General features: G+C 71.4%; 20 protein-coding genes. 9 read left to right on the forward strand and 11 right to left on the reverse strand.

Annotated features, from left to right (window positions below):
* Positions 1 to 30: 30 nt before the first annotated feature.
* The 4 genes from BX266_RS21525 to BX266_RS21540 all read left to right on the forward strand — a co-directional run bounded on the left by BX266_RS21525 (position 31) and on the right by BX266_RS21540 (position 4,102).
* Positions 31 to 957 (forward strand): ABC transporter permease, encoded by a 927-nt coding sequence (locus tag BX266_RS21525; RefSeq protein WP_099902218.1) that lies wholly within the window; start codon positions 31 to 33, stop codon positions 955 to 957.
* A gap of 91 nt (positions 958 to 1,048) precedes the next feature.
* Positions 1,049 to 1,963 (forward strand): ABC transporter permease, encoded by a 915-nt coding sequence (locus BX266_RS21530; protein ID WP_259465133.1) that lies wholly within the window; start codon positions 1,049 to 1,051, stop codon positions 1,961 to 1,963.
* Between the two features lie 17 nt (positions 1,964 to 1,980).
* Entirely contained in the window at positions 1,981 to 3,033 is a 1,053-nt protein-coding gene (locus BX266_RS21535) for an ABC transporter ATP-binding protein (protein ID WP_099902221.1), read from the forward strand.
* A complete protein-coding gene (locus BX266_RS21540; protein ID WP_099902223.1) occupies positions 3,023 to 4,102 on the forward strand; it encodes an ABC transporter ATP-binding protein in 1,080 nt (359 codons plus the stop codon). Before BX266_RS21535 ends, BX266_RS21540 begins: the two co-directional genes overlap by 11 nt.
* Before the next feature lie 68 nt (positions 4,103 to 4,170).
* Here BX266_RS21540 and BX266_RS21545 read toward each other — a convergent pair whose 3' ends face one another.
* From BX266_RS21545 to BX266_RS21590, 10 genes are all read right to left on the reverse strand, one after another.
* Positions 4,171 to 5,268: an ABC transporter ATP-binding protein gene (locus BX266_RS21545; RefSeq protein WP_099902225.1), complete on the reverse strand. Its 1,098-nt coding sequence runs from the start codon at positions 5,266 to 5,268 to the stop codon at positions 4,171 to 4,173.
* A 32-nt stretch (positions 5,269 to 5,300) separates the two neighbouring features.
* Complete coding sequence (locus BX266_RS21550) at positions 5,301 to 6,377, reverse strand: ABC transporter ATP-binding protein (RefSeq protein WP_099902227.1); 1,077 nt, start codon at positions 6,375 to 6,377, stop codon at positions 5,301 to 5,303.
* Positions 6,378 to 6,432: 55 nt separating this feature from the next.
* Complete coding sequence (locus BX266_RS21555) at positions 6,433 to 7,413, reverse strand: ABC transporter permease (protein ID WP_099902229.1); 981 nt, start codon at positions 7,411 to 7,413, stop codon at positions 6,433 to 6,435.
* Positions 7,414 to 7,595: 182 nt separating this feature from the next.
* Positions 7,596 to 9,362, reverse strand: coding sequence for an ABC transporter substrate-binding protein (locus BX266_RS21560; protein ID WP_099902231.1), 1,767 nt, complete (start codon positions 9,360 to 9,362; stop codon positions 7,596 to 7,598).
* A gap of 107 nt (positions 9,363 to 9,469) precedes the next feature.
* Positions 9,470 to 10,492, reverse strand: a complete 1,023-nt coding sequence (locus tag BX266_RS21565) for an ABC transporter permease (protein ID WP_099902233.1) — start codon at positions 10,490 to 10,492, stop codon at positions 9,470 to 9,472.
* A gap of 483 nt (positions 10,493 to 10,975) precedes the next feature.
* Positions 10,976 to 12,688 (reverse strand): ABC transporter family substrate-binding protein, encoded by a 1,713-nt coding sequence (locus BX266_RS21570; protein WP_180290563.1) that lies wholly within the window; start codon positions 12,686 to 12,688, stop codon positions 10,976 to 10,978.
* A 206-nt stretch (positions 12,689 to 12,894) separates the two neighbouring features.
* Complete coding sequence (locus BX266_RS21575; protein ID WP_099902237.1) at positions 12,895 to 15,084, reverse strand: peptidoglycan binding domain-containing protein; 2,190 nt, start codon at positions 15,082 to 15,084, stop codon at positions 12,895 to 12,897.
* Positions 15,085 to 15,380: 296 nt separating this feature from the next.
* Positions 15,381 to 15,836, reverse strand: a complete 456-nt coding sequence (locus BX266_RS21580; protein ID WP_180290564.1) for a DUF6113 family protein — start codon at positions 15,834 to 15,836, stop codon at positions 15,381 to 15,383.
* On the reverse strand, positions 15,833 to 16,723 hold the full coding sequence (gene mshB / locus BX266_RS21585) for an N-acetyl-1-D-myo-inositol-2-amino-2-deoxy-alpha-D-glucopyranoside deacetylase (RefSeq protein WP_099902239.1): 891 nt from the start codon (positions 16,721 to 16,723) through the stop codon (positions 15,833 to 15,835). Before mshB ends, BX266_RS21580 begins: the two co-directional genes overlap by 4 nt.
* Positions 16,724 to 16,802: 79 nt before the next feature.
* Positions 16,803 to 16,997 (reverse strand): DUF2304 family protein, encoded by a 195-nt coding sequence (locus tag BX266_RS21590; protein ID WP_099902241.1) that lies wholly within the window; start codon positions 16,995 to 16,997, stop codon positions 16,803 to 16,805.
* 244 nt (positions 16,998 to 17,241) lie between these two features.
* Between BX266_RS21590 and BX266_RS21595 the strand changes: the two genes are divergently transcribed.
* The 5 genes from BX266_RS21595 to BX266_RS21615 all read left to right on the forward strand — a co-directional run bounded on the left by BX266_RS21595 (position 17,242) and on the right by BX266_RS21615 (position 23,009).
* Positions 17,242 to 19,359 carry a S9 family peptidase gene (locus tag BX266_RS21595; protein WP_099902244.1) on the forward strand — a complete coding sequence of 706 codons (2,118 nt, stop codon included), beginning with the start codon at positions 17,242 to 17,244 and terminating at the stop codon, positions 19,357 to 19,359.
* A gap of 118 nt (positions 19,360 to 19,477) precedes the next feature.
* Positions 19,478 to 20,416: an ABC transporter ATP-binding protein gene (locus tag BX266_RS21600; protein WP_099902246.1), complete on the forward strand. Its 939-nt coding sequence runs from the start codon at positions 19,478 to 19,480 to the stop codon at positions 20,414 to 20,416.
* The gene (locus BX266_RS21605) at positions 20,413 to 21,129 is read left to right on the forward strand and encodes an ABC transporter permease (protein ID WP_099902248.1); all 717 of its coding nucleotides are present in this window, start codon (positions 20,413 to 20,415) and stop codon (positions 21,127 to 21,129) included. The genes BX266_RS21600 and BX266_RS21605 overlap by 4 nt, the downstream gene beginning before the upstream one ends.
* Before the next feature lie 8 nt (positions 21,130 to 21,137).
* On the forward strand, positions 21,138 to 22,370 hold the full coding sequence (locus BX266_RS21610) for a sensor histidine kinase (protein ID WP_099908133.1): 1,233 nt from the start codon (positions 21,138 to 21,140) through the stop codon (positions 22,368 to 22,370).
* A gap of 9 nt (positions 22,371 to 22,379) precedes the next feature.
* Complete coding sequence (locus BX266_RS21615; RefSeq protein WP_099902251.1) at positions 22,380 to 23,009, forward strand: response regulator transcription factor; 630 nt, start codon at positions 22,380 to 22,382, stop codon at positions 23,007 to 23,009.
* 1 nt (position 23,010) lies between these two features.
* Here BX266_RS21615 and BX266_RS21620 read toward each other — a convergent pair whose 3' ends face one another.
* Complete coding sequence (locus BX266_RS21620) at positions 23,011 to 23,880, reverse strand: transglutaminase-like domain-containing protein (RefSeq protein WP_099908135.1); 870 nt, start codon at positions 23,878 to 23,880, stop codon at positions 23,011 to 23,013.
* Positions 23,881 to 23,929: the final 49 nt, after the last annotated feature.

Genomic DNA, 23,929 nt, shown 5'->3' on the forward strand with positions numbered 1-23,929 from the left:
CTACGTCAACCCTTCGGAAGGAGGGCTCCCATGGGCCACTACGTCCTTCGGCGCGTGCTCCAGATGATCCCGGTGTTCTTCGGGGCCACGCTGCTGATCTTCCTCATGGTGTACACGCTGCCGGGCGACCCGATCGCGGCGATGTTCGGCGACAAGGCCGCCGACCCGGCGACGGTGGCCAACCTGCGGCACAAGTACTACCTCGACCAGCCGCTGTGGAAGCAGTACCTGCACTACATGGGCAACATCTTCCAGCTGGACTTCGGCACCAGCTTCACCGGGCGCCCGGTCTCCGAGATCATGGCCGACGCCTTCCCGGTCACCATCCGGCTGGCCCTGGTGGCGTTCTTCTTCGAGATCTTCATCGGCCTGCCGCTCGGCCTGATCGCCGGCCTCAAGCGGGGCAGCATCGCCGACACCCTGGTGCTGGTGCTGACCCTGGTGGTGATCTCGATCCCGGTGTTCGTGCTCGGCAACCTGGCACAGACGATCTTCGCGATCAATCTGGGCTGGGTGACGGCCACCGTGCAGGACTCCACGGACATCACCCAGTTGATCCTGCCGGGCCTGGTGCTGGCGTCCCTGTCGCTGGCGTACGTGGCCCGGCTCACCCGCACCTCGATCGGCGAGAACCTGCGCGCCGACTACATGCGCACCGCGACCGCCAAGGGCCTGCCGCGGCGGACCGTCATCGGGCGGCACCTGCTGCGCAACTCGCTGATCCCGGTGGTGACCTTCCTCGGCACCGACCTCGGCGCGCTGATGGGCGGCGCGATCGTCACCGAGGGCATCTTCAACATCGCCGGCGTCGGCAACGTGCTCTACAAGGCGATCAACCAGAAGGAAGGCCCGACGGTGGTCGGGATCGTCACCGTGCTGGTGATCGTGTACCTGGTCGCCAGCCTGGTCGTCGACCTGCTCTACGCCGTCCTGGACCCGAGGATCCGCTATGCCTGAGCGCAACGAGGACATCCCCGACCACAACGACCCGCTGCGGAACCTCCAGCCGACCGACAGCGACCACCTGGACTACGTCGGCCAGCAGGGGATGGCGGTCGAGCAGGACACGTTAATCGAACCGGACGTGGTCAAGCGGGAGCAGGCGCGCAGCCTCTGGGGCGACGCCTGGCGGGACCTGCGGCGGCGGCCGATCTTCCTGATCTCGCTGCTGCTGATCATCCTCCTGCTGCTGATGGCGATCTTCCCCGGGCTGTTCACCGACGCCAACCCGCGGGCCGCCAACCTGAGCAAGGACTACCTGCGCAAGCCCGACTACACCGACTTCTTCGGGGCCGGCTGGTTCGGCTACGACGGGCAGGGGCGCTCGGTCTACGCCCGGCTGATCTACGGCGCGCGGGCCTCGATCACGGTCGGCATCTGCGTCACCCTGGCGGTGACCCTGGTGGGCGGCCTGACCGGCATGGTGGCCGGCTACTTCGGCGGCTGGCCGGACGCGCTGCTGTCGCGGATCACCGACATCTTCTTCGGCATCCCGCTGCTGCTCGGCGCCCTGGTGCTGCTGAACGCCTTCGCGTTCCGCAACGTGTGGTCCGTGGTGATCGCGCTGTCCTTCCTCGGCTGGACCCAGCTGGCCCGCGTCATGCGCGGCTCGGTGATCACCGTCAAGCAGTCCGACTACGTGGTGGCCGGGCGGGCGCTGGGCGCCGGCACCGGGCGGCTGATGTTCCGTCACATCCTGCCGAACGCGCTGGCCCCGGTGATCGTGGTGGCCACCATCGCGCTCGGCGGCTACATCACCGCGGAGGCCACGCTGAGCTTCCTCGGCATCGGTCTGCAGGACCCGACGATCTCCTGGGGCGTGGACATCTCGTCCGCGCAGAAGGTGATCCGGCAGGCGCCGTTCGTGCTGTTCTTCCCGGCCGCCGCGCTCTCGGTCACCGTGCTGGCCTTCATCATGCTGGGCGACGCGGTGCGTGACGCCCTCGATCCGAAGCTGCGCTGAGCGAGGGGAGCAGGCAGATGAGCACCGCCGCCGACCAGGCCGGTACGACCCGCGAGGAGCCCTACACCGGGCCGCTGCTGGACGTGAGGGACCTGCACGTCGAGTTCAAGACCCGGGAGGGCGTGGCCCGGGCCGTCAACGGCGTCAGCTACTCGGTCGCCGCGGGCGAGACGCTGGCCGTGCTGGGCGAGTCCGGCTCCGGCAAGTCCGTCACCGCGCAGGCCATCATGGGCATCCTGGACATGCCGCCGGCCAGCATCCCCAAGGGGGAGCTGCTGTTCCGGGGCCGGGACATGCTGAAGATGTCCAAGGAGGAGCGCCGGAAGATCCGCGGCCAGAAGATTGCGATGATCTTCCAGGACGCGCTGTCCTCGCTCAACCCGGTGCTCCCGGTGGGCTACCAGCTCGGCGAGATGTACCGGGCCCACCGCGGCACCAGCCGCAAGGACGCCAAGGCCAAAGCCGTCGAGCTGATGGACCGGGTGCGGATCCCGGCCGCCGCCCAGCGGGTCGGCGACTACCCGCACCAGTTCTCCGGCGGCATGCGCCAGCGCATCATGATCGCGATGGCGCTGGCGCTGGAACCGGACCTGATCATCGCCGACGAGCCGACCACCGCCCTGGACGTCACGGTGCAGGCCCAGGTGATGGACCTGCTGGCGGACCTGCAGGCCGAGTACCACATGGGCCTGATCCTGATCACCCACGACCTCGGCGTGGTCGCCGACGTGGCCGACAAGATCGCCGTGATGTACGCGGGCCGGATCGTCGAGACCGCGCCGGTGCACGAGCTGTACGCGCGGCCCGCCCACCCGTACACCCGGGGGCTGCTGGACTCCATCCCGCGGCTCGACCAGAAGGGCCAGGAGCTCTTCGCGATCAAGGGACTGCCGCCGAACCTGCTGCGGATCCCGCCGGGCTGCGCGTTCAACCCGCGCTGCCCGCGGGCGCAGGACATCTGCCGGCAGGAGGTGCCGGCGCTGTTCGACGTGACCGAGGACGACGGGACGCCGCTGGCCGGGCGGGGCAGCGCCTGCTTCTTCTGGAAGGAGACCCTCCATGACGGTTAACGGTGCCACCCCGCTCGGGGCGACCACTCCCGAGGAGGTCGCGTTCGCCCAGGACGTGCCGCGCGGCGAGCCCATCCTCGAAGTGCGCGACCTGAAGAAGCACTTCCCGCTGACCAGGGGCGTGCTGTTCAAGAAGCAGGTCGGCGCGGTCAAGGCCGTCGACGGGGTGTCCTTCGACCTGATGCAGGGCGAGACCCTCGGCATCGTCGGCGAGTCCGGCTGCGGCAAGTCGACGCTCGCCAAGGTGCTGATGAACCTGGAACCGGCCACCGCCGGCTCGGTGAAGTACAAGGGCGAGGAGATCTCGCACCTGTCCGGCGCCGCGCTCAAGGCGGTCCGCCGCAACATCCAGATGGTGTTCCAGGACCCGTACACCTCGCTGAACCCGCGCATGACGGTCGGCGACATCATCGGCGAGCCGTTCGAGATCCACCCCGAGGTGGCCCCGAAGGGCGACCGCCGCAAGGCCGTCCAGGACCTGCTGGACGTGGTGGGCCTGAACCCGGAGTACATCAACCGGTACCCGCACCAGTTCTCCGGCGGCCAGCGCCAGCGCATCGGCATCGCCCGCGGCCTGGCGCTCAAGCCCGAGGTGATCATCTGCGACGAGCCGGTCTCCGCGCTCGACGTGTCGGTGCAGGCCCAGGTGATCAACCTGCTGGAGCAGCTCCAGGGCGAGTTCAACCTGTCGTACATGTTCATCGCGCACGACCTCTCGATCGTCCGTCACATCTCGGACCGGGTCGGCGTGATGTACCTCGGGCGGATGGTCGAGATCGGCAGCGACCTGGAGATCTACGACCATGCCACCCACCCGTACACCCAGGCGCTGCTCTCCGCCGTGCCGGTGCCGGACCCGACCGCGCGGGAGCGGCGGGACCGGATCGTGCTGACCGGCGACGTGCCCTCGCCGGCCAACCCGCCGTCCGGGTGCCGCTTCCGCACCCGCTGCTGGAAGGCGCAGGAGAAGTGCGCCCGGGAGGACCCGGCGCTGACCGTCCGGGACTGGCTGGAGGGGCGGGCCCGGCACGACTCGGCCTGCCACTTCGCCGGCGAGCGCGAGGTCTAGCCCCGCCCCGCGCACGGAAAGGGCCCCCGCCGAACGGATCGGCGGGGGCCCTTCGACGCGACGGGGGCTCAGACCTCGGCGCGCTGCTCCGGAACGGCCGCGGCGGCGCCGTCCTCCGGGCTGTGCCCGGTGCCCCCTTCGGGGAAGTGGCACGCGGTCAGGTGGCCGTCCGCGCTGCCGGAGAGCTGGATCAGCGGCGGCTCCTCCACCGCACACTTCTCCTGCGCCTTCCAGCAACGGGTGCGGAAGCGGCAGCCCGACGGCGGGTTGAGCGGCGACGGGACGTCACCGGTCAGCCGGATGCGCTCGGTGGACACGTTGTCCGGGTCGGCGTCCGGCGCCGCCGACAGCAGCGCGTGGGTGTACGGGTGCCGGGGCCGGTCGTACAGCGACTCGCGGTCGGCGATCTCGACGATCTTGCCGAGGTACATCACCGCGACGCGCTGCGAGAAGTGCCGGACGATCGACAGGTCGTGCGCGATGAACACGAACGCGATGCCGAGCTCCTTCTGCAGCTTCTGCAGCAGGTTGACCACCTGGGCCTGGATCGACACGTCGAGCGCGGAGACCGGCTCGTCGGCGACGATCAGCTTCGGGTTCAGCGCGAGCGCGCGGGCGACGCCGATGCGCTGGCGCTGGCCGCCGGAGAACTCGTGCGGGAAGCGGTTGTAGTGCTCCGGGTTGAGGCCGACGATCTCCAACAGTTCCTTGACCCGGGCCTCGCGGCCCTGCGGCGGGTTGATGTTGTTGATCTCCATCGGGCCCGTGATGATCGTGCCGACGGTGTGCCGCGGGTTCAGCGAGGAGTACGGGTCCTGGAAGATCATCTGGATCTCGGACCGCACCGGCGCCAGCTCCTTGCGGGAGGCGTGCGAGATGTCCTGGCCCAGGTACTTGATCGAGCCCGCGGTGGGCTCGTACAGCCGGGTCACCAGGCGGCCGGTGGTCGACTTGCCGCAGCCCGACTCGCCGACCAGGCCCAGGCTCTCGCCCGCGTGCACGGTGAAGCTGACGTCGTCGACCGCCTGCACCGCGCCGACCTGGCGCTTGAACGGGAAGCCGCCCATCACCGGGAAGTGCTTCGTGAGCCCGGACACCTCCAGCAGCGGGGTGCCGGTGGCCACCGGTCCGGGGGCCTTGTCGCTGACGATCTGCTCTGCACTCATGGTTGTTCGCTCCTTGAACCGAGAATCCGGACTCAGCTGCTCAGCCGGGGCAGGATCTGCTCGGTGAGGATGGACTGCTTCTGCGCGAGGGTGAGGTGGCACGCCGACAGGTGACCGGAGTCGTCGACGGCGTCCAGGCCGGGCCGCTCGGTGGTGCACCGGTCGCCGGGGACCTGGGAGCGGAACTCGCAGCGCGGGTTGAAGGCGCAGCCGGACGGCGGGTTCAGCAGCGAGGGCGGCGAACCCGGGATCGGCCGCAGCGGCACGTCCACCGCCGCGTTGATCCGCGGGATGGAGCTCAGCAGGCCCCAGCCGTACGGGTGCTGGGGGGTCTTCAGGATCTGCCGCATGGTGCCGCGCTCGACCGCCCGGCCCGCGTACATCACCAGCACGTCGTCGGCGATCTCGCGGATCACGCCGAGGTCGTGGGTGATGAAGATGATCGACGTGCCGGACTCCTCCTGGAGCTCCTTCAGCAGGTCGACGATCTGGGCCTGCACGGTCACGTCGAGCGCGGTGGTCGGCTCGTCCGCGATCAGCAGCTTGGGGCTGCAGACCAGGGCCATGGCGATCATCGCGCGCTGGCGCATGCCGCCGGAGAACTCGTGCGGGTAGCTGTCCACGCGCTTGTCGGGCTGCGGGATGCCGACCTTGGCCAGCATCTCGATCGCCCGCGCGCGGCCCTCGCGCTTGTTCGCGCCGGTGTGCTTCATGAACGGCTCGGCGATCTGCCGGCCGATCGTGTAGTACGGCGAGAGCGCGGCCAGCGAGTCCTGGAAGATCATCGCCATCTTGTTGCCGCGCAGCTTCTCCAGCTCGCGCTGGGAGGCGGTCAGGAGCTCCTGGCCCTCCAGCTTGATGGAGCCCTCGATGGTGGTGTTGCGCGGGTTGTGCAGGCCCATCACCGCGAGGTTGGAGACCGACTTGCCGGAGCCGGACTCGCCGACGATGCCGAGGGTCTTGCCGGCCGCCAGGTCGAAGTTCAGCTCGTTGACGGCCTTGACGATGCCGTCCTCGGTCCGGAAGCGGACCCGCAGGTCGCGGACGGAGAGGAAGGCCTCGCCCGCAGCGGCCGGGGTGCCGGCCTCGGACTTGGTGAGGGTGCTCACGGTCGGATCTCCTCGGGGACGGGGTGGTGCGGGGCGGAGGCGGATGCGGGGGTGCTCATCCGATCCTCACCCGGGGGTCGAGCACGCCGTAGACGGCGTCGACGATGATGTTGAAGACCAGGATCGCGGCGGCGCTGAACAGCAGCACGCCGAGCTCCAGCTGGGTGTCCTGGACGGTGATCGACTTCACCGCGAGCATGCCCAGGCCCTGGATGCCGAAGGACACCTCGGTGATGATCGCGCCGGAGAACACCAGGCCCAGGTCGAGGCCGAAGATGGTGATGATCGGGGCCATCGCGCCGCGGAGCGCGTAGCGCCACCACACGTACCGGCTCGACATGCCCTTGGCGCGGGCCGCCCGGATGTGGTCCTCGGAGAGCTGCTCGATCATCAGCGAGCGGACCTGGCGGGTGTAGTTCGACCAGAAGATGATCGACATGACCAGCCAGGGCAGGATCATCCCGGTGATCGACCCGATCGGGTCCTCGGTGAACGGGGTGTACCCGGGCTTGTCCAGCCAGTGCAGGTTGGTGACGAACAGCGCCATCGCGAGCGGGGCGACGAAGAAGATCTGGGTCGACTGGCCGAGCTGCGACACCGAGCTGGCGACGGTGTCGAAGATGCTGCCCTGCTTCCAGGCGGAGATCATGCCCAGGCTGACGCCGATCACCAGGAACGCCACCGAGCCGCCCAGCGCCAGCATGATGGTCGCCGGGTAGTTCGCCAGGATGACGTCGATGACCCACTGGTGGCGGGAGTTCGAGTAGCCCAGGCACGGCGCGTTGCAGAAGCCGTAGGCACCCTTCTCCACGCCGACGAACAGGCCCTTGATGTAGTCCCAGACCTGCTCGACGTGGGACTTGTCCAGACCCATGTTGTGTCGGACGGTCGCGAGCTGCTGGGGGCTGCACCCCTTGGGGCAGTTGAGCTGGGCCTGGTCCACCGGCAGCGTCATGACCGCCAGGTAGGTCAGCAGGACCAGGAGGAAGAGGATGACAATCGCGCCGAGCGCCCGGCGGGTGAGAAATCTGAGCATGGGTTGGGCTCTTCCGAGTCTGGGCGCCGTCGGCGGCCGCGTCGTGGAGAGTGCCGGGCCCGGTCGCGGACCCGTGTGAGGGCCTGGTTCGTGGTCGGCAGGGGACGGCGGGTCCGTCCGGTCGGACGGACCCACCGGCAGGGCGCGGGACCGGTCTTCGGGTCCCGCGCCCTGTCAGGTCATTACTTGACGTAGATGCTGGAGACGTCCACGGCGCCGATGACCTCGTTGTAGGCCACGCCACCGAGGCCGGAGCCGTACACCTGGAAGAACTTGTCGTAGACCGCGGGGATCTGCGGCACGTCGGCCAGGGCCTTGTCGGCGAGCTTCATCCACTCGGCGGAGGCGGCGGTCACGTCCGTCATCTTGTTGATGCGGTCGATCTCGGTGTTGGTCGCGTCGCTGTTGTAGTGGCTGTAGTTCGGCGAGCCGTCGGCGACGGTGCGGCCGTCCAGGGTCGGCGGGACGACGGTCGAGGCGACCGGCCAGTCCGCGCCCCAGCCGGAGCGGTACAGGTCGAAGCCGTTGTCCTTCTTGCCGATCACCGAGTAGTAGCTGGTCGGGTCCAGCTCCTTGCGGTCGACCTTGAAGCCCGAGTTGTTCAGGGCCTCCTGGATCGCCGCGGCGACCGGCTGCCAGCGCGGGGTGTTCGCGTAGGCCAGGACGATCGGGTAGTTCTCGGCGCCGGCCTCCTTCAGGAGGGCCTTGGCGGCCTCCGGGTCACCCTCCGGCTTGGCCTTCAGGCCCAGCGGGTCGGAGTCCTTCCAGCCGGCCACGGTCGGGCTGACCAGGTTGGTGGCGAGGTCGCCGGTGGCGGCGCCGCCGAGCAGCTTCTGCACCTGGGCGCGCGGGAAGGCGAGCGCGAGGGCCTTGCGGACCTTCGGGTCCTTCACGCGGGTGGTGTTGATGTCGAAGACGTCGACGAACGGCAGGAACTTGTTGACCAGGCGGTCCTTGTAGGTGGCCTGGTCGGTCTGGATCTTGGCGATCGACGCGTTGTCGGCGTTGGTCACCAGGGTCAGGGCGTTCTTGTCCTCGCCGTTCTCCGCCAGCAGGCGCTGGGTCAGCAGCGGGTTGGCGATGGAGAGCTCGAACTCCCAGCTGTCCACGTACTGGTGACGGATCGGGTCCGACTTCGGGTCCCAGTTCGGGTTCTTCACCAGCTTGAGGGACTTGTCCTTCTCGTAGCTGGCGATCTTGTAGGGGCCGATGGAGACCGGGTGGTCGTTGTACTTCTCCTTGTCGTCCTTCGACTTCTGGATGGCCGTGATGTTCGGCATCTGGACGGCGTACGGGGTGTCCGCGTGCGCCTCCTTGAAGTGGAAGACGATGGTCTTGTCGTCGGGGGTGCCGATGACGTCGTCACCGAGCTCCTTGCCGTCGTACGGACCCTGGTACACCTTGCGGTAGTCCTGGCCGGACAGCCAGGTCTGGATGTAGGTCGGACCCTGGTCCTGGTAGTCCGCGTACAGGCGCTCGATGCCGTACTTGACGTCCTTCGAGGTGATCGGCGTGCCGTCCTCGAACTTCAGGTTGTCCTTGAGGGTGTACGTCCAGGTCTTGCCCTCGTCCGACAGCTTGCCGGTGTCGGTGGCGAGGTCGCCGACCAGGATGGTCTTGCCGGTGGCCGGGTCGGTCTTGTAACCGGTCAGCGAGCGGCTGTAGAGCTGCGCGAGGGCCTGGTACTCGTTGACGTAGATCTGGCCCGGGTCGAGGTAGTCGATGCCGGCCGGCTCGATGCCGTGGGCGACGCCGCCCGGCTTGGCGCCCGCGACGTCCTTGGCCGGACCGGTGGAGTCGGCCAGGGTGCCCAGACCGAAGTTCTGCACCTCGGACTTGGCGACGTTGCCGTCACCGGACTTGGTGTTGTGGCCGCTGGAGCAGCCGGTCAGGGTGAGCGCGCTGATCGCCAGCATCGCGGGCACGTACGCGGCCTTGCGAAGTCTCATTGCTTCCTACCTGTCAACTGGGCGTGGGATGTCTGGTCAGCGCGGACCGCCGGTGCACCACCGGGGACTGCTGGACTCAGGGCACTGCTTGGTGATGCGAGGTGGTGCTACCGGATGGTCTTCGGGTCGAGAGCGTCCCGGACCGCGTCCCCGAGCAGGTTGAACGCGAGGACGAAGGTCGTCAGCGCCACGCCGGGGAAGACGAGATATGTGATGTCGACGTCGTAGTACTGGGCGGCGTCGGAGAACATCCGGCCCAGGTCGGGAGTCGGGCTGGTGAAGCCCACGCCGAGGAAGGAGAGACCGGCCGCGCTGGTGATGATCAGCGGCAGCGACAGGGTGGCCTGCACCAGGATGGTGGTGGCCAGGTTGGGCAGCAGCTCCTTGAAGATGATCCGCCAGGGCGACGCGCCGGCAATCTTCGCGGCCTCGATGTACTCGCGCTCGCGCAGCGAGATGGTGATCGAGCGGATCAGACGGGCCATGCCCATCCAGCCGAGCAGCGCCAGGATCGTCCACATGCCGACCAACCGGACCCAGGTCGGGGTCTCCTTGTCGATCGGGACGATGGCGTTGACCACGATCGGGAAGAACGCGATGGCGGTCAGCTGGGTCGGCAGCGCCAGCAGCATGTCGGTGAAGCGGCCGACCAGGTAGTCGAAGGTGCCGCCGAGGTAGCCCTGCGCCAGGCCGACCACCACACCGAGGACCGTGGCGGTGACCACCACGATGACGCCCACACCGAGCGAGGTGCGGATGCCGTACAGGATGTTGGTGAAGATGTCCTGACCGGTCGTGGGCGTGATGCCGAACCAGTAGTCGCCGCTCATGCCGCCGTTGGGGGCGACCGGCAGACCGAGGGCGTCCAGCAGGCTGGAGTCCTTCAACCCGTAGAAGACATACGGGCTCTTGCCGTACAGCGCGGAGATCACCGGGGCGAGCAGGGCCGCCGCGATGTACCCGAGGGTGATCACTGCACAGACCACGCCCGTGCGGTTGCGCTTGAAGCGGCTCCAGGCGATCTGGCCCGGCGTGCGCCCGAGGAGCTCGGCCGGCTTGGCGCCGGCCTCGTCCGTGGACTTGGCGAGGATGGGATCTCCCTCGGCCGTCGTCCCAGTTGGCGTCGTCATGGTGCTAAAGCTCCCGACCGTGGTCCGTGCAGAAGCAAGGAGTAAGAACTTGGATGAATGGACTCTTGCAAGTCGTTTATCGAACGTCAAGAGTTCCTCAGTTGTCGGGGGCCCATTTCCTCCTTCGTGCTGGAATGTCAACCACTTCGTAGTTCTCGGACTCTTGACACCGGCCGAGCGAGACGGTCAAAACCGGACAAACTTGCGCAAGCGTTGTTCACATGTCCGTAACGATGCACTGTCAGCTCCGCTATCAGGACGTCGAGTTCAAGATCTCGGTCGGACGACGCGCGTAGACCACATGTCCGTTTTGAGGCCATTCACCGGAATTGGCGAGCGTAATTGAGTGTCCGATAATCGGACACCGGTGTTTTCGGGCGTGCGGGAGCGAATTCATGGGTAGGGGTGACCCAATTCGGGCGGCCCGGGGGGCGCCGCCCGGCTGGCAATTTCTCGCCATTGGCGAGTCCTCGCCGCGCCGGGTTACTTCAGCAGCCCGATGTTCTCGTAGACGAAGTCGCCGAGCCCGGGGGCGCCGATGTTCGCCAGGTCCTTCCGGGCCCCGTAGAGAGCCGGCCGCTGGTACAGCGGGACCAGACCCGCGACCTGCCACGCCTCTTCGTCCGCACGGTTGAGCGCCTCCGTCTCCTCGTCCACGGTGTCGGCCTTGGCGGCCTCCGCCATCGCCTTGTCGAGCGCCTTGCTGCCGACCTGGGACCAGTTGGAGCCGGAGTCCTGCTGGAAGGTGCTGATCGAGTTGGAGACCGGGAAGGGGGTGCCCAGCAGGGCGAACGCGGTCAGGTCGAAGTCGTGCTGGTAGATGTGGCCGTCGAAGAACTCGCCCGCGGGCACGGTCTGCACCGTGACCTTCACCCCGACCTCGCCCAGCATCCGGGTGACCAGCGCGCTCTCGTTGGCGGCCAGGTTGTTCGACGCGGGCGCCACGAAGCGCAGCACCAGTTCCTTGCCGTCCTTGGCGCGGACGCCCGAGGGGCCGACCTTCCAGCCCAGCGAGTCGAGGGCCGCCTTCGCGGCGCCGGGGTCGAAGCGGCTCAGGCCGTTCGAGTTGTCCTGGTAGCCGTGCTGCGAGGGCACCAGGAAGTGGTTGTTCATCGGCACGTACGGCCAGTCCAGGCCGGCCAGGTCGGTGCGGGTGATCTCGGCCCGGTCGATCGCCTGGATCAGCGCCTGACGGAGCTTCGGGTCGCCCAGCAGCGGGCTCCGGCCGTTGAGCACCAGGTGCCGCAGGTTCGGCCCGCCGGCCTTGCGCACCTCGGCGCCCGCGGTGGCCTGGATGACCCGGTAGCCCTCGGTGTTGGGGCCGTTGTTGTAGAAGTCGACCTCGCCCTTGGCGAAGGCCTGCGGCATCGAGCCGGTGTCGTAGGCCTTGAACACGATCTTGTCGAGCATCGGCCGGTCGCCCCACCAGCCCGGGTCGGCGACCACCGTGACGGTGCGTGCCTCGGCGTCCATGTCGGCGACCTTGAACGGGCCGGCCGACACCGGGATGCGGCCCTTGAACGCGGTGTTGAACAGCTCCGGGGTGGAGACGTACCGGGCGGGCAGCAGCGGGGCGTTGCCGGCGTTGTTGAACATCGCCTGCCACTCCGAGTACGGCGCCTTGAAGGTCATCACCGCCTGGAAGTCGTCCTCGCCCCGGACGACGCTCTCCACCTGGTCGAAGCCGTTGGTGGTGGCGGTCCTGTACGCCGGGTCCTGGCCGTTCAGGGCCTGCCAGTCGGCCTGCAGGTCGCGCCAGGTGATCGGGGCGCCGTCCGACCAGTGCGCCTTCGGGTTGAGCGTCCACACCACGACCTGCTTGCCCTGCCGCACCTCGCTGCGCACGTCGCTGAGGTAGGCCGGGTTGGGGGTCTGGGTGCCGCCCGCGTCGGAGCGCCAGAAGGTCGGCAGCAGCGCCTTGACCACGTCGTTGGTGGAGGCCTCGGACCCGTCCGCCTGGACCGGGTTCCACTGGCTGGAGTACTGGTCGATCGCCCAGTTGAGGGTGCCGCCCCGGCGCAGCTCGGACCGCGGGTGGGCGTTCATCGCCTGCTGGGTCATCCGCGGCGCCTCGCCGCCGCCCGCCGCCGCCGACCGGCCGTCGGCGGACCCGTCGGCGGAGGCGCAGGAGCACAGCGCGAAGGTCAGCGCCGCCACCGTGGCGGTCAGCGGGAGCGGGAAGCGGGGTCTCGGCACGCGGCACATCTTGCGAGCCGGTGAACGGACTTGTCGACCTGCGGAGGATCAAGGATTGGTAACGCGACGTGGCCGCCCGGTTGCGCCGTCCGGTTCGCCCGGTTCTGCGACGCCAGTGGCGAGGATTCGCCAGCACGCCGAAGGCCGGGGCGCCGACTTCGGCGCCCCGGCCCGGGCCGGGTGTTGACGGGCGGTCAGGCGGCCGGTCAGGCCGGGAACTTGAAGGTGCGGTCCCGGCCGCTCTTCCCGATCGTCTGGCCGATCGCGTCCGCCACGTCCTGCGCGGTGATCGGGCTCGCCTTCCCGGCCTTGGTGGTCTTCACCTTGTCGAAGGTGGTGCCGATGGAGCCGGCCAGCGCGTCCAGGTCCCACTTCAGCACCACGTTGCCGGACGCGTCCGGGGCCAGCGTCAGCGCCTTGGCCGCGGTGTTCCGGCCGAAGTTGAACTGCTTGCCGCCGGCGGTGACCGTGACGTTCCCGTTCAGCACCTGCTTGCCGAGCGTGTCCGCGGCGGCCTGCAGCGCGTCCTGGCCGACCTTCGGCTGGGCCTCGGCGGTGGGCAGCGCCAGCTCCGCCTCCGGCTTGCCGGCCGCCCGGTCGCGGTAGGCCTGCTCGACCTTGTCCGCGGCGGCCGCCGAGTCCAGGCCCTGGCCGCCCTTGCCCGGCACCACCTCGGCGGCGCCCGCGTCGGTGAACCGGACGAAGCCCTCCTGCAGGCTGCCCCCGGACTTGGCGGCCAGGTCGTCCAGGGCGGCCTTCAGCTTGGCCCGGTCGACCCGGACCGTGGGCGCGACGGCCTTGCCGCTGCCGGTCAGCGAGCCGAACACCTCGACCGGGTTGTAGCTGTGCTTGGTCAGCGCGTCGACCGTCGCGGTGGTGTCGAAGGTCAGGCCGGCGCTGGCCGGGTCCAGCGACACCGACTGATCGCCGATCTTCAGCTTCAGCGGCTGCTGGCCGATCTTGCCGACCGAGCCGTCCAGCACGGTCACCGCCTGGTCGCGGGAGTCGCCGCCGATCGAGGTCCCCAGCACCGTGGTGCCCTTGGGGATGTCCGACTGATTCATCATCAGGCCGGCGCCGTACCCGGCCGCGCCGACGAACAGCACCGCGGTGACCGCGTACACCAGCAGCTTCTTGCCGCGGCCGCCGCGCTTCTTCCCGCTCGGCTCCGGCTCGACGTCCTCCTCGATCGCCTGCTGCGTCTCGGGGGCCAGCGGGCGCTTCGGGGTGGCGGCCCGCGGGCCGCCGGGGAACGGCTGCGCGGCGGGCACGTCGGCGAACCGGCCGCCGCCCGCCGCGGCCTGGGCGCCCTCGGCGGCCGGGCGCGGACGGTCACCGGCGTTGGGGTACCCCCGGCCGGCGGCCGGGGACGGATCGCCGGGCTGGGCCGGGCCGTTGAGGAACAGCTGGGTGGTCGGCGGGTCGTCGAACCCGCGCTCGGCGGCCGGGCCGCCGAACAGCTGGGTGGTCGGCGGGTCGGATATGCCCGCGCCCGGCCGCGGCTCGTCGCCGGTGATCGGGTCGAAGCCGCCGATCTGGGTGTCCTCCGGCTCCTGGCCGGGGCCGGCCGCACCGGGGAACGGCCCGCCCGGCCCGCGCTGCGCGGTCGGGGCGCCGCCCGGCGCCGGACGGCGGCCGGCGGCCGGGGTGTCGAACGGGTCCTGCGCGCCCGGGGCGTTGAACGGGTCCCGGGCCGCCGGGCTGTCGAACGGGTCCTGCGGAGCCGGGGCCTCGAACGGGTCCTGGGCCGCCGCCGCGGGACGGAACGGGTCGGCCTGCTGCTGCGGCAGCGGGTGCCCGCCGGTGCGGGAGGACAGCTCGTCCGGGCCGAACGGCGAGGCGGGCGCGCCGGACGGGCGCGGAGCGGGCCGCGGGGCCGCCTGCGGGGCGCCGCCGGGGGCGGGCGCGGCCGGGGCCGGGGCGGCGGCCGGAGCGGGCTCCGGACGGCCCTTCTGGCGCGGCTTGAACCACTCGCCGGTGGACTCCGACTCGCTGGGCTTCGGCGCGGGCTCCTGCCACTCCGGCGGCAGGTTCGGCGGGCTGGCGGTGCGCGCCCCGGCGTCCATCACGCCGAGCACCGGGTCGCCGGCGCCGCCGCGGTGCCGCGGGCCGGTCGGCTCGGCCGGCTTCTCGTCCTTGACCTTGCTCTGCACCACGATCGGCGGGATCGGCCGCGACCCGGGGATGTTGATCCGCATCCGGGTGGTCAGCGTGGTCTCCGTCTTCGGCGTCTCGGCCTCGTCGCCGCGCGGCCCGGGAGCGGGGCGTCCGGCGGCCGGGTCCGCGCCGGTCCCACCGGGCAGGCCGGTGCCGTACGGCGGGGTGCCCGACGGGTACGCGTCGGGGCCGCCGCGGCGGGGCTGCGGGTGGGCGTTGTCAGATTCGCGGCTGCTCAATGCTGCTCTGCTCCGGATTCGCGGCCGGGCCGGCTGGGCCGTCCGCTGCGTATGGGGAGGGTGACCGCCGGACGACGGCGTGCGGCGTGCGGCGGGCCGACCGGCCCCTGGACATCAGCTGTTCACATGTCGGCTGCGGCGAGCGCCGCCGGCCACGCGAGTGGTGCCGAAGGTACCGCCCCGCCCGGCTCGGCCGGACAGGGGGGTGGCCCGCCGGTGCACCACCTTACCGACAAGGAATCCGGCCCGTCCGACGACCGGGAGATCCCAATGGTCCGAATCCCCCCGGTATGCGGCTACCGGTCGGCGTCCTTGACGGTCCGTCGGGCCTCCGGCGCCGGTACGCCGAACAGGAACCCGGACCGGGTCGGCAGGGTCGTGCAGACCACGCCGATCACCGATCCGCCGAACAGGTAGAGGTAGGCGGGCAGCGTCGCGGAGAGCACCAGGTCTCCCTCCGGACGGGGCGCCAGCAGCACCGCTAGCACCAGGAACCAGCCGCCGAGCGCCGCGCCCGCGCCGAGCTTGGTGCCGGTCGCCCGCAGCCCGCCGTAGAACAGCCCGGCGCAGGCCGCCAGCGCCAGGAACACGCCCAGCGGGGGCCACAGGGTCTGCACGAAAGCTCCGCACACGGAGACCGCCGCGCCGAGCAGGAACAGCACCGCGTAGGCGGTGATCCGCAGGCCGCGGGGCGGCAGCGGCTCGGCGATCCGCTGCTCGCGGGAGCCGAAGAAAGGGTGCAGGAACTTCACGGCGCCACCCCGGCGAACAGGTCGGTCTCCGGGGCGCCCGCGCCGAGCGCGCCTCGGACCAGCTCGTAGTACTCGGTGGCCAGCAGCGGCTGCCCGAGGTCGTTGCTGAGCGCGAAGTGGCGCCCGTCCACCGCGATCTGGGTGGCGTGCGCCCGCATCGCGGCGGCCTTCGCCCCGGCGTACGCCGCGTTGTCCAGCACCGTGGTGACCAGCCGGTCGTCCACCACCCCGGGGATCTGGTCGACCGGCGCGACGCCCTTGAACGGGGCCTCGGCGGCGGTCTCCCGCAGCGCGGCCTCGATCACCGTGCGGGGCATCCGGTTGAAGTAGACCTTGGCGATCCGCCACGGCCCGCCCAGCTCCGGGCGGAACTCCGGGTCGGCGGCCAGCTCGTAGCCGCGCAGCGCGACCCGGTGCGCCTGGATGTGGTCGGGGTGCCCGTAGCCGCCCTGCTCGTCGTAGGTCACCAGCACCTGCGGGCGGACCTCGCGGATCACCTCGACCAGGTGGCCGGCCGCCTCGTCCAGCTCCGCCCGCCAGAAGCAGGACGGGTCGTCGTTGTCCGGGACGCCCATCATCCCGGAGTCCCGGTAGCGGCCAGGGCCGCCCAGGAAGCGGTGGTCGGAGACCCCCAACTCGCGCATCGCCGCCGCGAGTTCGCCGATCCGGTGGGCGCCCAGGGTGTTGTCGCGGGACTGCTCCAGATGGGCCAGCTCCGGCGGGATCACCTCGCCGCCCTCGCCCAGCGTGCAGGTCACCAGCGTCACCCGGACGCCCTCGGCGGCGTACCGGGCCATGGTGGAGCCGTTGTTGATCGACTCGTCGTCGGGGTGGGCATGCACCAGCAGCAGCCCGCGCGCGTCGGCACGGGCGGAGTCGGAGGTCATGCCCGGCAGCTTACGGCCTGCCCGGAGGGGACTCCCGGACAGGCCGCAGCGGCACGCGGATCGGAACCGCGGACCCCGGTCAGAGCTTCAGGCCGTTGATCATTCCGGCCAGGTTGGCCGTCACCTGCTGGATCGAGGGGGCGATCGAGCTGGAGGCCAGATAGAAGCCGAGCAGCGCGCACACCAACGCGTGGCTCAACTTCAGGTTGGAGCGGCGGACCAGGACCCAGACCACGACCAGCATCAGGACAGCTGCGGAGACGGACAAAGCCATGACGGCTCACACCCTTCCTCGGGTGCGCGGCCCCGGGGACGGGGCGGCGGGCGGAACAATGCTCAACTGATACCCGATGAGTGACGCCCGGGTAACGTTCCGTGAGCTCCGCCGGGGTGTCGCGGGGGCCCCGCGCGGGCGCAGCGCCGCCGGTCAGCGCCGGTCCGAACGGCCGTGCGCAGCCGAACCGGCGGGCTGCGCCGAACGAGTGATCACCGCAACCCCAGGCCGTAGGGTCGGCGGCATGACCACCGAGAAGCCGCACGACACCTTCCCCCGGCAGCACGCGCGCACCCAGCGGTTCACCGCCGGCGCGCCCCGGTCGTTCACCGTCGGCCCGGACGGTGAGCGGGTGCTGTTCCTGCGCTCCCACGGGGTGGAGCAGCCCGCCAACCTGCTGTGGAGCCTGGACGTCGCCAGCGGCGTCGAGACCGTGCTCGCCGACCCGGCCGAGCTGCTCGGCGGCGGCGCCGAGCAGCTGTCCGCCGCCGAGCGGGCCCGCCGCGAGCGCAGCCGGGAGACCTCCGCCGGGATCGTCGGCTACGCCCTGGACGCGGCCGGCCGGACCGCCGCGTTCGCGCTCTCCGGCCGGCTGTTCGCGGTCGACACGGCCACCGGCGAGGCCCGCGAGCTGCCCGCCGCCACCCCGCTGCTGGACCCGCGGCCCAGCCCCGACGGCCGGCTGGTCGGCTACGCCACCCCCGGCGGCGAGCTGCGGGTGACCGCCGCCGACGGCAGCGGCGACCGGCTGCTCGCCGGACCGGAGGCGGACGGCGTCAGCTGGGGCCAGGCCGAGTTCGTCGCCCAGGAGGAGATGAGCCGCGACCGCGGCTACTGGTGGGCCCCCGACAGCAGCGCGCTGCTCGCCGCCCGGGTCGACGACCGGCCGGTGCAGCGCTGGTGGATCGCCGACCCCGCCAACCCGGAGCGGCCGCCGGTCGAGGTCGCCTACCCGGCGGCCGGCACCCCCAACGCCGAGGTCGGCCTGTGGCTGCTCGGCCTGGACGGCTCCCGGACCGAGATCCGCTGGGACCGCGCGGCGTACCCCTACCTGGCCCGGGTGCACTGGTCGGCCGGCGGGCCGCCGCTGCTCCAGGTGCAGGCCCGCGACCAGCGCGAACAGCTGGTGCTGGAGGCCGACCTGACGACCGGTGGGACCACGGTGCTGCTGACCGAGCGGGACCCGGACTGGCTGGAGCTGTTCGGCGGCGTGCCGGTCCGGCGGGCCGACGGCGAACTGGTGCGGATCGCCGACCGGGACGGCGTCCGGGTGCTGCTGGTCGGCGAGCAGGCCGTCACCGACGCCGACCTGCACGTCCGCTCGGTGCTGGCCGTGGACGGCGACGGGGTGCTGTTCGCGGCCTCCGCCGGCGCCGCCGAGTTCGAGCGGCGCCCGCCCGGCTGGCTCGGCGTCTTCACGGCCGGCCCGGACGGGGTGCGGGAGGTCGGCGAAGGCGCGCTCGGCGCGGTCCGCGGCGGCGGCACCACCGTGCTCACCACCGCCGACCCGCTGCGGCCCGGCACCACCGTCACCGTGCTGCGGGCCGGCGTCGAACCGCGGGTGATCGCCTCGCACGCCGCCACCCCGCTGATCACCGCCCGGCCGGTGTTCCGGTTCGCGGGCGAGCGGCGGATCCCCTGCGCGGTGCTGCTGCCCACCGGCTACGACCCGGACGTGGACGGGGAGCTGCCCGTCCTGATGGACCCGTACGGCGGCCCGCACGGGCAGCGCGTGGTGCAGGCGCACAACCCGCACCTGGTCTCCCAGTGGTTCGCCGACCAGGGTTTCGCGGTGATCGTCGCCGACGGGCGCGGCACCCCCGGGCACAGCCCCGCCTGGGAGAAGTCGATCAACCGCCGGACCGCCGAGATCACCGTCGCCGACCAGGTCGACGCACTGCACGCGCTCGCCGAGCAGTTCCCGCTCGACCTGACCAGGGTCGCCATCCGCGGCTGGTCGTACGGCGGCTACCTGGCCGCCGCCGCGGTCCTGCGCGAACCCGAGGTGTTCCACGCCGCGGTGGCCGGCGCGCCCGTCACCGAGCACGACCTCTACGACACGCACTACACCGAGCGCTACTACGGCGACCCGAACACCGAGCCCGAGGCGTACCGGGCCAACTCGGTGGTGGAGCTGGCCCCGACGCTGCGCCGGCCGCTGATGATCGTGCACGGCCTGGCCGACGACAACGTGGTGGTCGCGCACAGCCTGCGGCTGTCCACCGCGCTGCTCGCCGCCGGCCGGCCGCACACCGTGCTGCCGCTGTCCGGGGTGACCCACATGACGCCGCAGGAACAGGTCGCCGAGAACCTGCTGCTGCTCCAGGTCCGGTTCCTGAAGGAGGCGCTCGGCCTGCTGTAACGGGTGCACCCGTGACATCCGTCATGCGGAGGTCACGACGGTGCGCACTGCCGCGGCCACCCCCGTCCGAAGGAGCCTTGAGGAGTCGGAGAGAACGGCTTCGAAGGGACTGAGTGGGATGGGGACGGGAACGGGGGAGGTCGCGGCCTTCCGGAACGTCAGCAAGAGCTACGGCCGGGTGAAGGCGGTGAACGGGCTCGACCTGGTGCTGCGACCTGGCGAGACCGTGGCGCTGCTCGGCCCGAACGGCGCGGGCAAGTCCAGCAGCCTCGACCTGCTGCTGGGCCTGCGCGAGCCGGACAGCGGGACCGTGGAGCTGTTCGGCGGCGCGCCGCGGGCGGCGATCACCGCCGGGCGGGTCGGCGCGATGCTGCAGAGCGGCGGCCTGATGAGCGACGTCAAGGTCCGCGAACTGGTCACCCTCGCCTGCAAGGTGCACCCCAAGGGGCACGCCCCCGCCGAGGTGCTGAGGACCGCCGGGATCGCCGACCTCGCCGACCGGCGGGTGGACAAGCTCTCCGGCGGCCAGGAGCAGCGCGTCCGGTTCGCCCTCGCGGTGGCCGGCGCCAACGACCTGATCGTGCTGGACGAGCCCACCACCGGCATGGACGTCTCGGTCCGCCAGCAGTTCTGGGCCGCGATGCGCGCCCAGGCCGACGCCGGCCGCACGGTGCTGTTCGCCACCCACTACCTGGAGGAGGCGGACTCCGTCGCCGACCGCGTCCTGGTCCTGCACAAGGGCCGGCTGATCGCCGACGGCTCCTCCGCCGAGATCAAGGCCCGGGCCGGCGCCCGCCGGATCGGCTTCGAACTCCACCCCTCCGACGGCGCCTTCGACGAAGCCGCGCTGCGCGAGCTGCCCGGCACCGTCGGACTGGACGTCAGCACCCGCGCCGACGGCGTGCGCACCGTCCGGATCCGCTCCGCCGACGCGGACGCGGGCGTCGCCGCGCTCTACAAGGCGGGCCTGTACCCGCGCGGGCTGGAAGTCACCGGCCTCGGCCTGGAACAGGCCTTCCTGACCATCACCAACGAGGCCGAGGAGAGCGCGCGATGACCACCCTGATCCGACTGGAGATCCTGCGCACCCTGCGCAACAAGCGGTACCTGCTGTTCACCGTGCTCTACCCGGCGCTGCTGTACGTCTTCTTCATCAGCGCCTACGGCGACAGCGCCGCCGGCGGGGTCTCCGCGAAGTCCTACTTCATGGTCTCGATGGCCACCTTCGGCGCGGTCGGCGCCGTCCTCACCGGCTCCGCGCAGCGCATCTCGCTGGAGCGCAAGAGCGGCTGGACCCGCCAGCTGCGGCTCACCGCCCTGCCCGGACCGGCCTACACGCTCGGCAAGATCGCCTCCTGCGCGGTCACCACGCTGCCCGCCATCGTGGTGGTCTTCGTGATCGGCGCGATCGAGGGCGTCGACCTGAGCGCCGCCCAGTGGCTCGGCCTGGCCGCCGCGCTGTGGCTCGGCAGCTTCGTGTTCGCCGCGCTCGGCGTCGCCCTCGGCTACGCCGCCCAGCCGGACGCCGTGCAGCCCGTGGTGATGATCGTCTACATGCTGATGGCGCTGTTCGGCGGGACCTGGTTCCCCGTCAGCGACTCGCTGCGGAGCTACGCCCGGTTCAACCCGGTCTACGACTACAACCAGCTGGCCGGCTTCATCCACGGCCAGGGCCTCGCGGGCACCGCGATCGCCGTGCTGGCGGCCTACCTCGCGGTCTTCACCGCGGCGGCGGCCTACCTGTACCGCAAGGACGCCCAGCAGGCATGATGACCCCCATGCAGACGCCCGCACCGGCCCGCCACCCCGACCACACCGGGGAGGACGGGCCGGACGGCCGTTGGACCACCTACCCCGGCGCGCCGGTGGACACCAAGCGCCAGCTGCTGGTCAAGCTCGCCTGGACCTCCGTCTGGGCGCTCTACCTGGCCTACCCCGTCCAGGACCTGACCACCGGTCAGCACACCCCGGCGGCGAGCGTCGCCGGAGCCGTCGCGCTGGCCGTCTTCCTGGCCGCGTACCTGTCGCTGGTCGTCATCCGCAACCGGCCGGGCCTGCCGCAGCCCACCCGGTACCTGCCGCTCGGACTGATGGCCGCGATCGCCGTCACCACCTCGTACGCCCTCGGCGAGTCCTGGCTGACCCTGTTCACCTACACCTCGGTCTGCGCCGCGATCGTGCTGCCCGGGCGGTTCGGCTTCCTCGGGGTCCTCGCCAGCACCGGCCTCTTCGCGGTGGTCGGGCTCACCAGCCACGCCGACGCCGAGACCCTGATCGCCATCGGCCTGCCCTGCGTGCTGGCCGGCCTCGCCATGCTCGGCATGCAGCGCCTGGTCGCCACCATGCGGGAGCTGCGCGAGGCGAGGGCCGCCGTCGCGCACCTCGCCGCCTCCGAGGAACGGCTGCGACTGGCCCGCGACCTGCACGACCTGCTCGGCCACTCGCTCTCGCTGATCGCCATCAAGAGCGAACTCACCGGACGGCTGATGGACGCCGGCAAGGCCGAGGACGCGCGCACCCAGGTCGCCGACATCGAACAGGTCGCCCGGCAGTCGCTGGCCGACGTGCGGAGCGCCGTCAGCGGCTTCCGCCGCCCCACCCTGCCGGTGGAACTCGCCGCCGCCCGCACCGCGCTGGCCGCCAGCCAGATCGAACTGGACGCCGACCCCCGGCTCGCCGAGGACCGCCCCGGACTCGGCGCGGAGGAGTCCGGCGTGCTCGCCTGGGCGCTGCGGGAGGCCGTCACCAACGTGGTCCGGCACGGCGCCGGCGCCACCCGCTGCGCCGTCCACCTCGACGAGACCTGGGAGGAGGACGGCCGCTACGCCGTCCTGGAGATCGTCGACAACGGGCCCGGGCCCGGCAAGTCCGGCGCCGGCAACGGGCTGTCCGGGCTGAGCGAGCGGCTCGAACTGGTCGGCGGCCGCCTGCAGACCGGCCCCGCCAACCGCGGCAAGGGCTTCCGGCTGCGCGCCACGGTGCCGCTGCGCCCCGGCCCCAGCGGGCAATAGGCTGCCCGCGTGACGGACGGAACGGGTGGACGACCGGTGCGAGTGCTGCTCGCCGAGGACCAGGGCATGGTGCGGGAGGCGCTCGCCGCGCTGCTCTCGCTGGAGGGCGACCTCGACGTCGTCGCGCAGGTCGCGCGCGGGGACGCCGTGCTGGCCGCGGTGACGGAGCACCAGGTCGACGTCGCGGTGCTCGACATCGAGATGCCCGGCATGACCGGGATCGACGCCTGCGCGGAGATCCGCCGCGCCCGGCCGCAGACCAAGGTGGTCATCGCCACCACCTTCGGACGGCCCGGCTACCTGCGCCGGGCGATGGAGTCCGGCGCCGACGCGTTCCTGGTCAAGGACGCGCCGGCGGCGCAACTCGCCGACGCCATCCGGCGGGTGCTGCGCGGCGAGAAGGTCATCGACCCGACCCTGGCCGCAGCGGCGCTCTCCGAAGGCGCGAATCCGCTCACCGGCCGCGAACGGGACGTCCTGGCCGCCGCCGCCGACGGCGCGGTCAACGCGGACATCGCCGCCCGGCTGCACCTCTCCGAGGGGACGGTGCGCAACTACCTGTCGATGGCCATCCAGAAGACCGCGGCCCGCAACCGCGCCGAGGCGGTCCGGGTCGCCCGCGAGAAGGGCTGGCTGTGAGTCAGTTCATGCGGTGGCGAGCCGACCTGGCCTCCAGGCGGACCTTCTCCGCGCTCTCCGGGTCGAAGGCGTCGAGGATCTCGGCGTAGGAGTCCATCTCGGCGGCGCCGGTCAGGAAGTCTCCGGTCTTGACCAGCAACTCTGCGCGTTCCAGCCGGAGTTGGGCGGGGTGGCGGGGGAGCAGCAGGGCCAGTTCGGCGGCCCAGAGCTGGGTGCGGGCGTGCTCGGGGCGGTCGGCGGCCCAGCGCCGGATGTTGCCCAGGACGCGCAGCACCAGGTCCAGCGGCTGCGCGGGGGTGAGCAGTTCGGGCGAGAAGGGGTGGCCGGAGGCGCCCACCAGGCGCTCGAGGTCGGGGACGTCGAGGATCCGGCCGCCGTGGAACGGATCGGCCAGCACGTACTCGTCGCCGCCGCCCGGCCCGCCGACGGCGACGATGAAGTGGCCGGGCAGGGCGATGCCGTGGACGGTGAGGCCGGCCCGGGCGGCGACCGCCGACCAGACCAGGGCCAGCATGATCGGCAGGCCGCGCCGGCGCCGCAGCACCTCCGGGAGCAGCGAGGACTCCAGGCGGCGGTAGTCGGACTGCCGGCCGTGGAAGCGCTCGCGGCCGCCGAGCACGGCGGCGAGCAGCGCGGCGGTCTCCTCCGGGCCGGTCGGACGGCGCTCGGCGACGGCCTGGCGGATGGCGGCGGCATGGCGGTCCAGCGCGGCCTGACAGGCGGTCAGGAGCTCGTCCAGATCGGGTTGTTCGGCACTGTCGCCGGGGTCGCCGAGGGTGTGCTCGGCGGCGGCGAGCAGGCACAGCATCACCGGGTCGGGGCGTTCTGCCCTGGCCTCGGCTCGGAAGCGGGTTCGGCTCTGCTCGGTCACTGCGGCCTTCGGTTCAGCAGCGGTCGTGGCGCGGTTCAGGTGGTGCACG

Source organism: Streptomyces sp. TLI_171 (assembly GCF_003610255.1).
GTDB lineage: Bacteria > Actinomycetota > Actinomycetes > Streptomycetales > Streptomycetaceae > Kitasatospora.

Coding starts and splice junctions, on each gene's coding strand:
- BX266_RS21560 (WP_099902231.1), bottom strand. CDS start 9,362: ATGAGACTTCGCAAGGCCGCGTACGTGCCCGCGATGCTGGCGATCAGC.
- BX266_RS21525 (WP_099902218.1), top strand. CDS start 31: ATGGGCCACTACGTCCTTCGGCGCGTGCTCCAGATGATCCCGGTGTTC.
- BX266_RS21595 (WP_099902244.1), top strand. CDS start 17,242: ATGACCACCGAGAAGCCGCACGACACCTTCCCCCGGCAGCACGCGCGC.
- BX266_RS21610 (WP_099908133.1), top strand. CDS start 21,138: ATGCAGACGCCCGCACCGGCCCGCCACCCCGACCACACCGGGGAGGAC.
- BX266_RS21535 (WP_099902221.1), top strand. CDS start 1,981: ATGAGCACCGCCGCCGACCAGGCCGGTACGACCCGCGAGGAGCCCTAC.
- BX266_RS21545 (WP_099902225.1), bottom strand. CDS start 5,268: ATGAGTGCAGAGCAGATCGTCAGCGACAAGGCCCCCGGACCGGTGGCC.
- BX266_RS21565 (WP_099902233.1), bottom strand. CDS start 10,492: ATGACGACGCCAACTGGGACGACGGCCGAGGGAGATCCCATCCTCGCC.
- BX266_RS21540 (WP_099902223.1), top strand. CDS start 3,023: ATGACGGTTAACGGTGCCACCCCGCTCGGGGCGACCACTCCCGAGGAG.
- BX266_RS21590 (WP_099902241.1), bottom strand. CDS start 16,997: ATGGCTTTGTCCGTCTCCGCAGCTGTCCTGATGCTGGTCGTGGTCTGG.
- mshB (WP_099902239.1), bottom strand. CDS start 16,723: ATGACCTCCGACTCCGCCCGTGCCGACGCGCGCGGGCTGCTGCTGGTG.
- BX266_RS21605 (WP_099902248.1), top strand. CDS start 20,413: ATGACCACCCTGATCCGACTGGAGATCCTGCGCACCCTGCGCAACAAG.
- BX266_RS21555 (WP_099902229.1), bottom strand. CDS start 7,413: ATGCTCAGATTTCTCACCCGCCGGGCGCTCGGCGCGATTGTCATCCTC.
- BX266_RS21600 (WP_099902246.1), top strand. CDS start 19,478: ATGGGGACGGGAACGGGGGAGGTCGCGGCCTTCCGGAACGTCAGCAAG.
- BX266_RS21530 (WP_259465133.1), top strand. CDS start 1,049: ATGGCGGTCGAGCAGGACACGTTAATCGAACCGGACGTGGTCAAGCGG.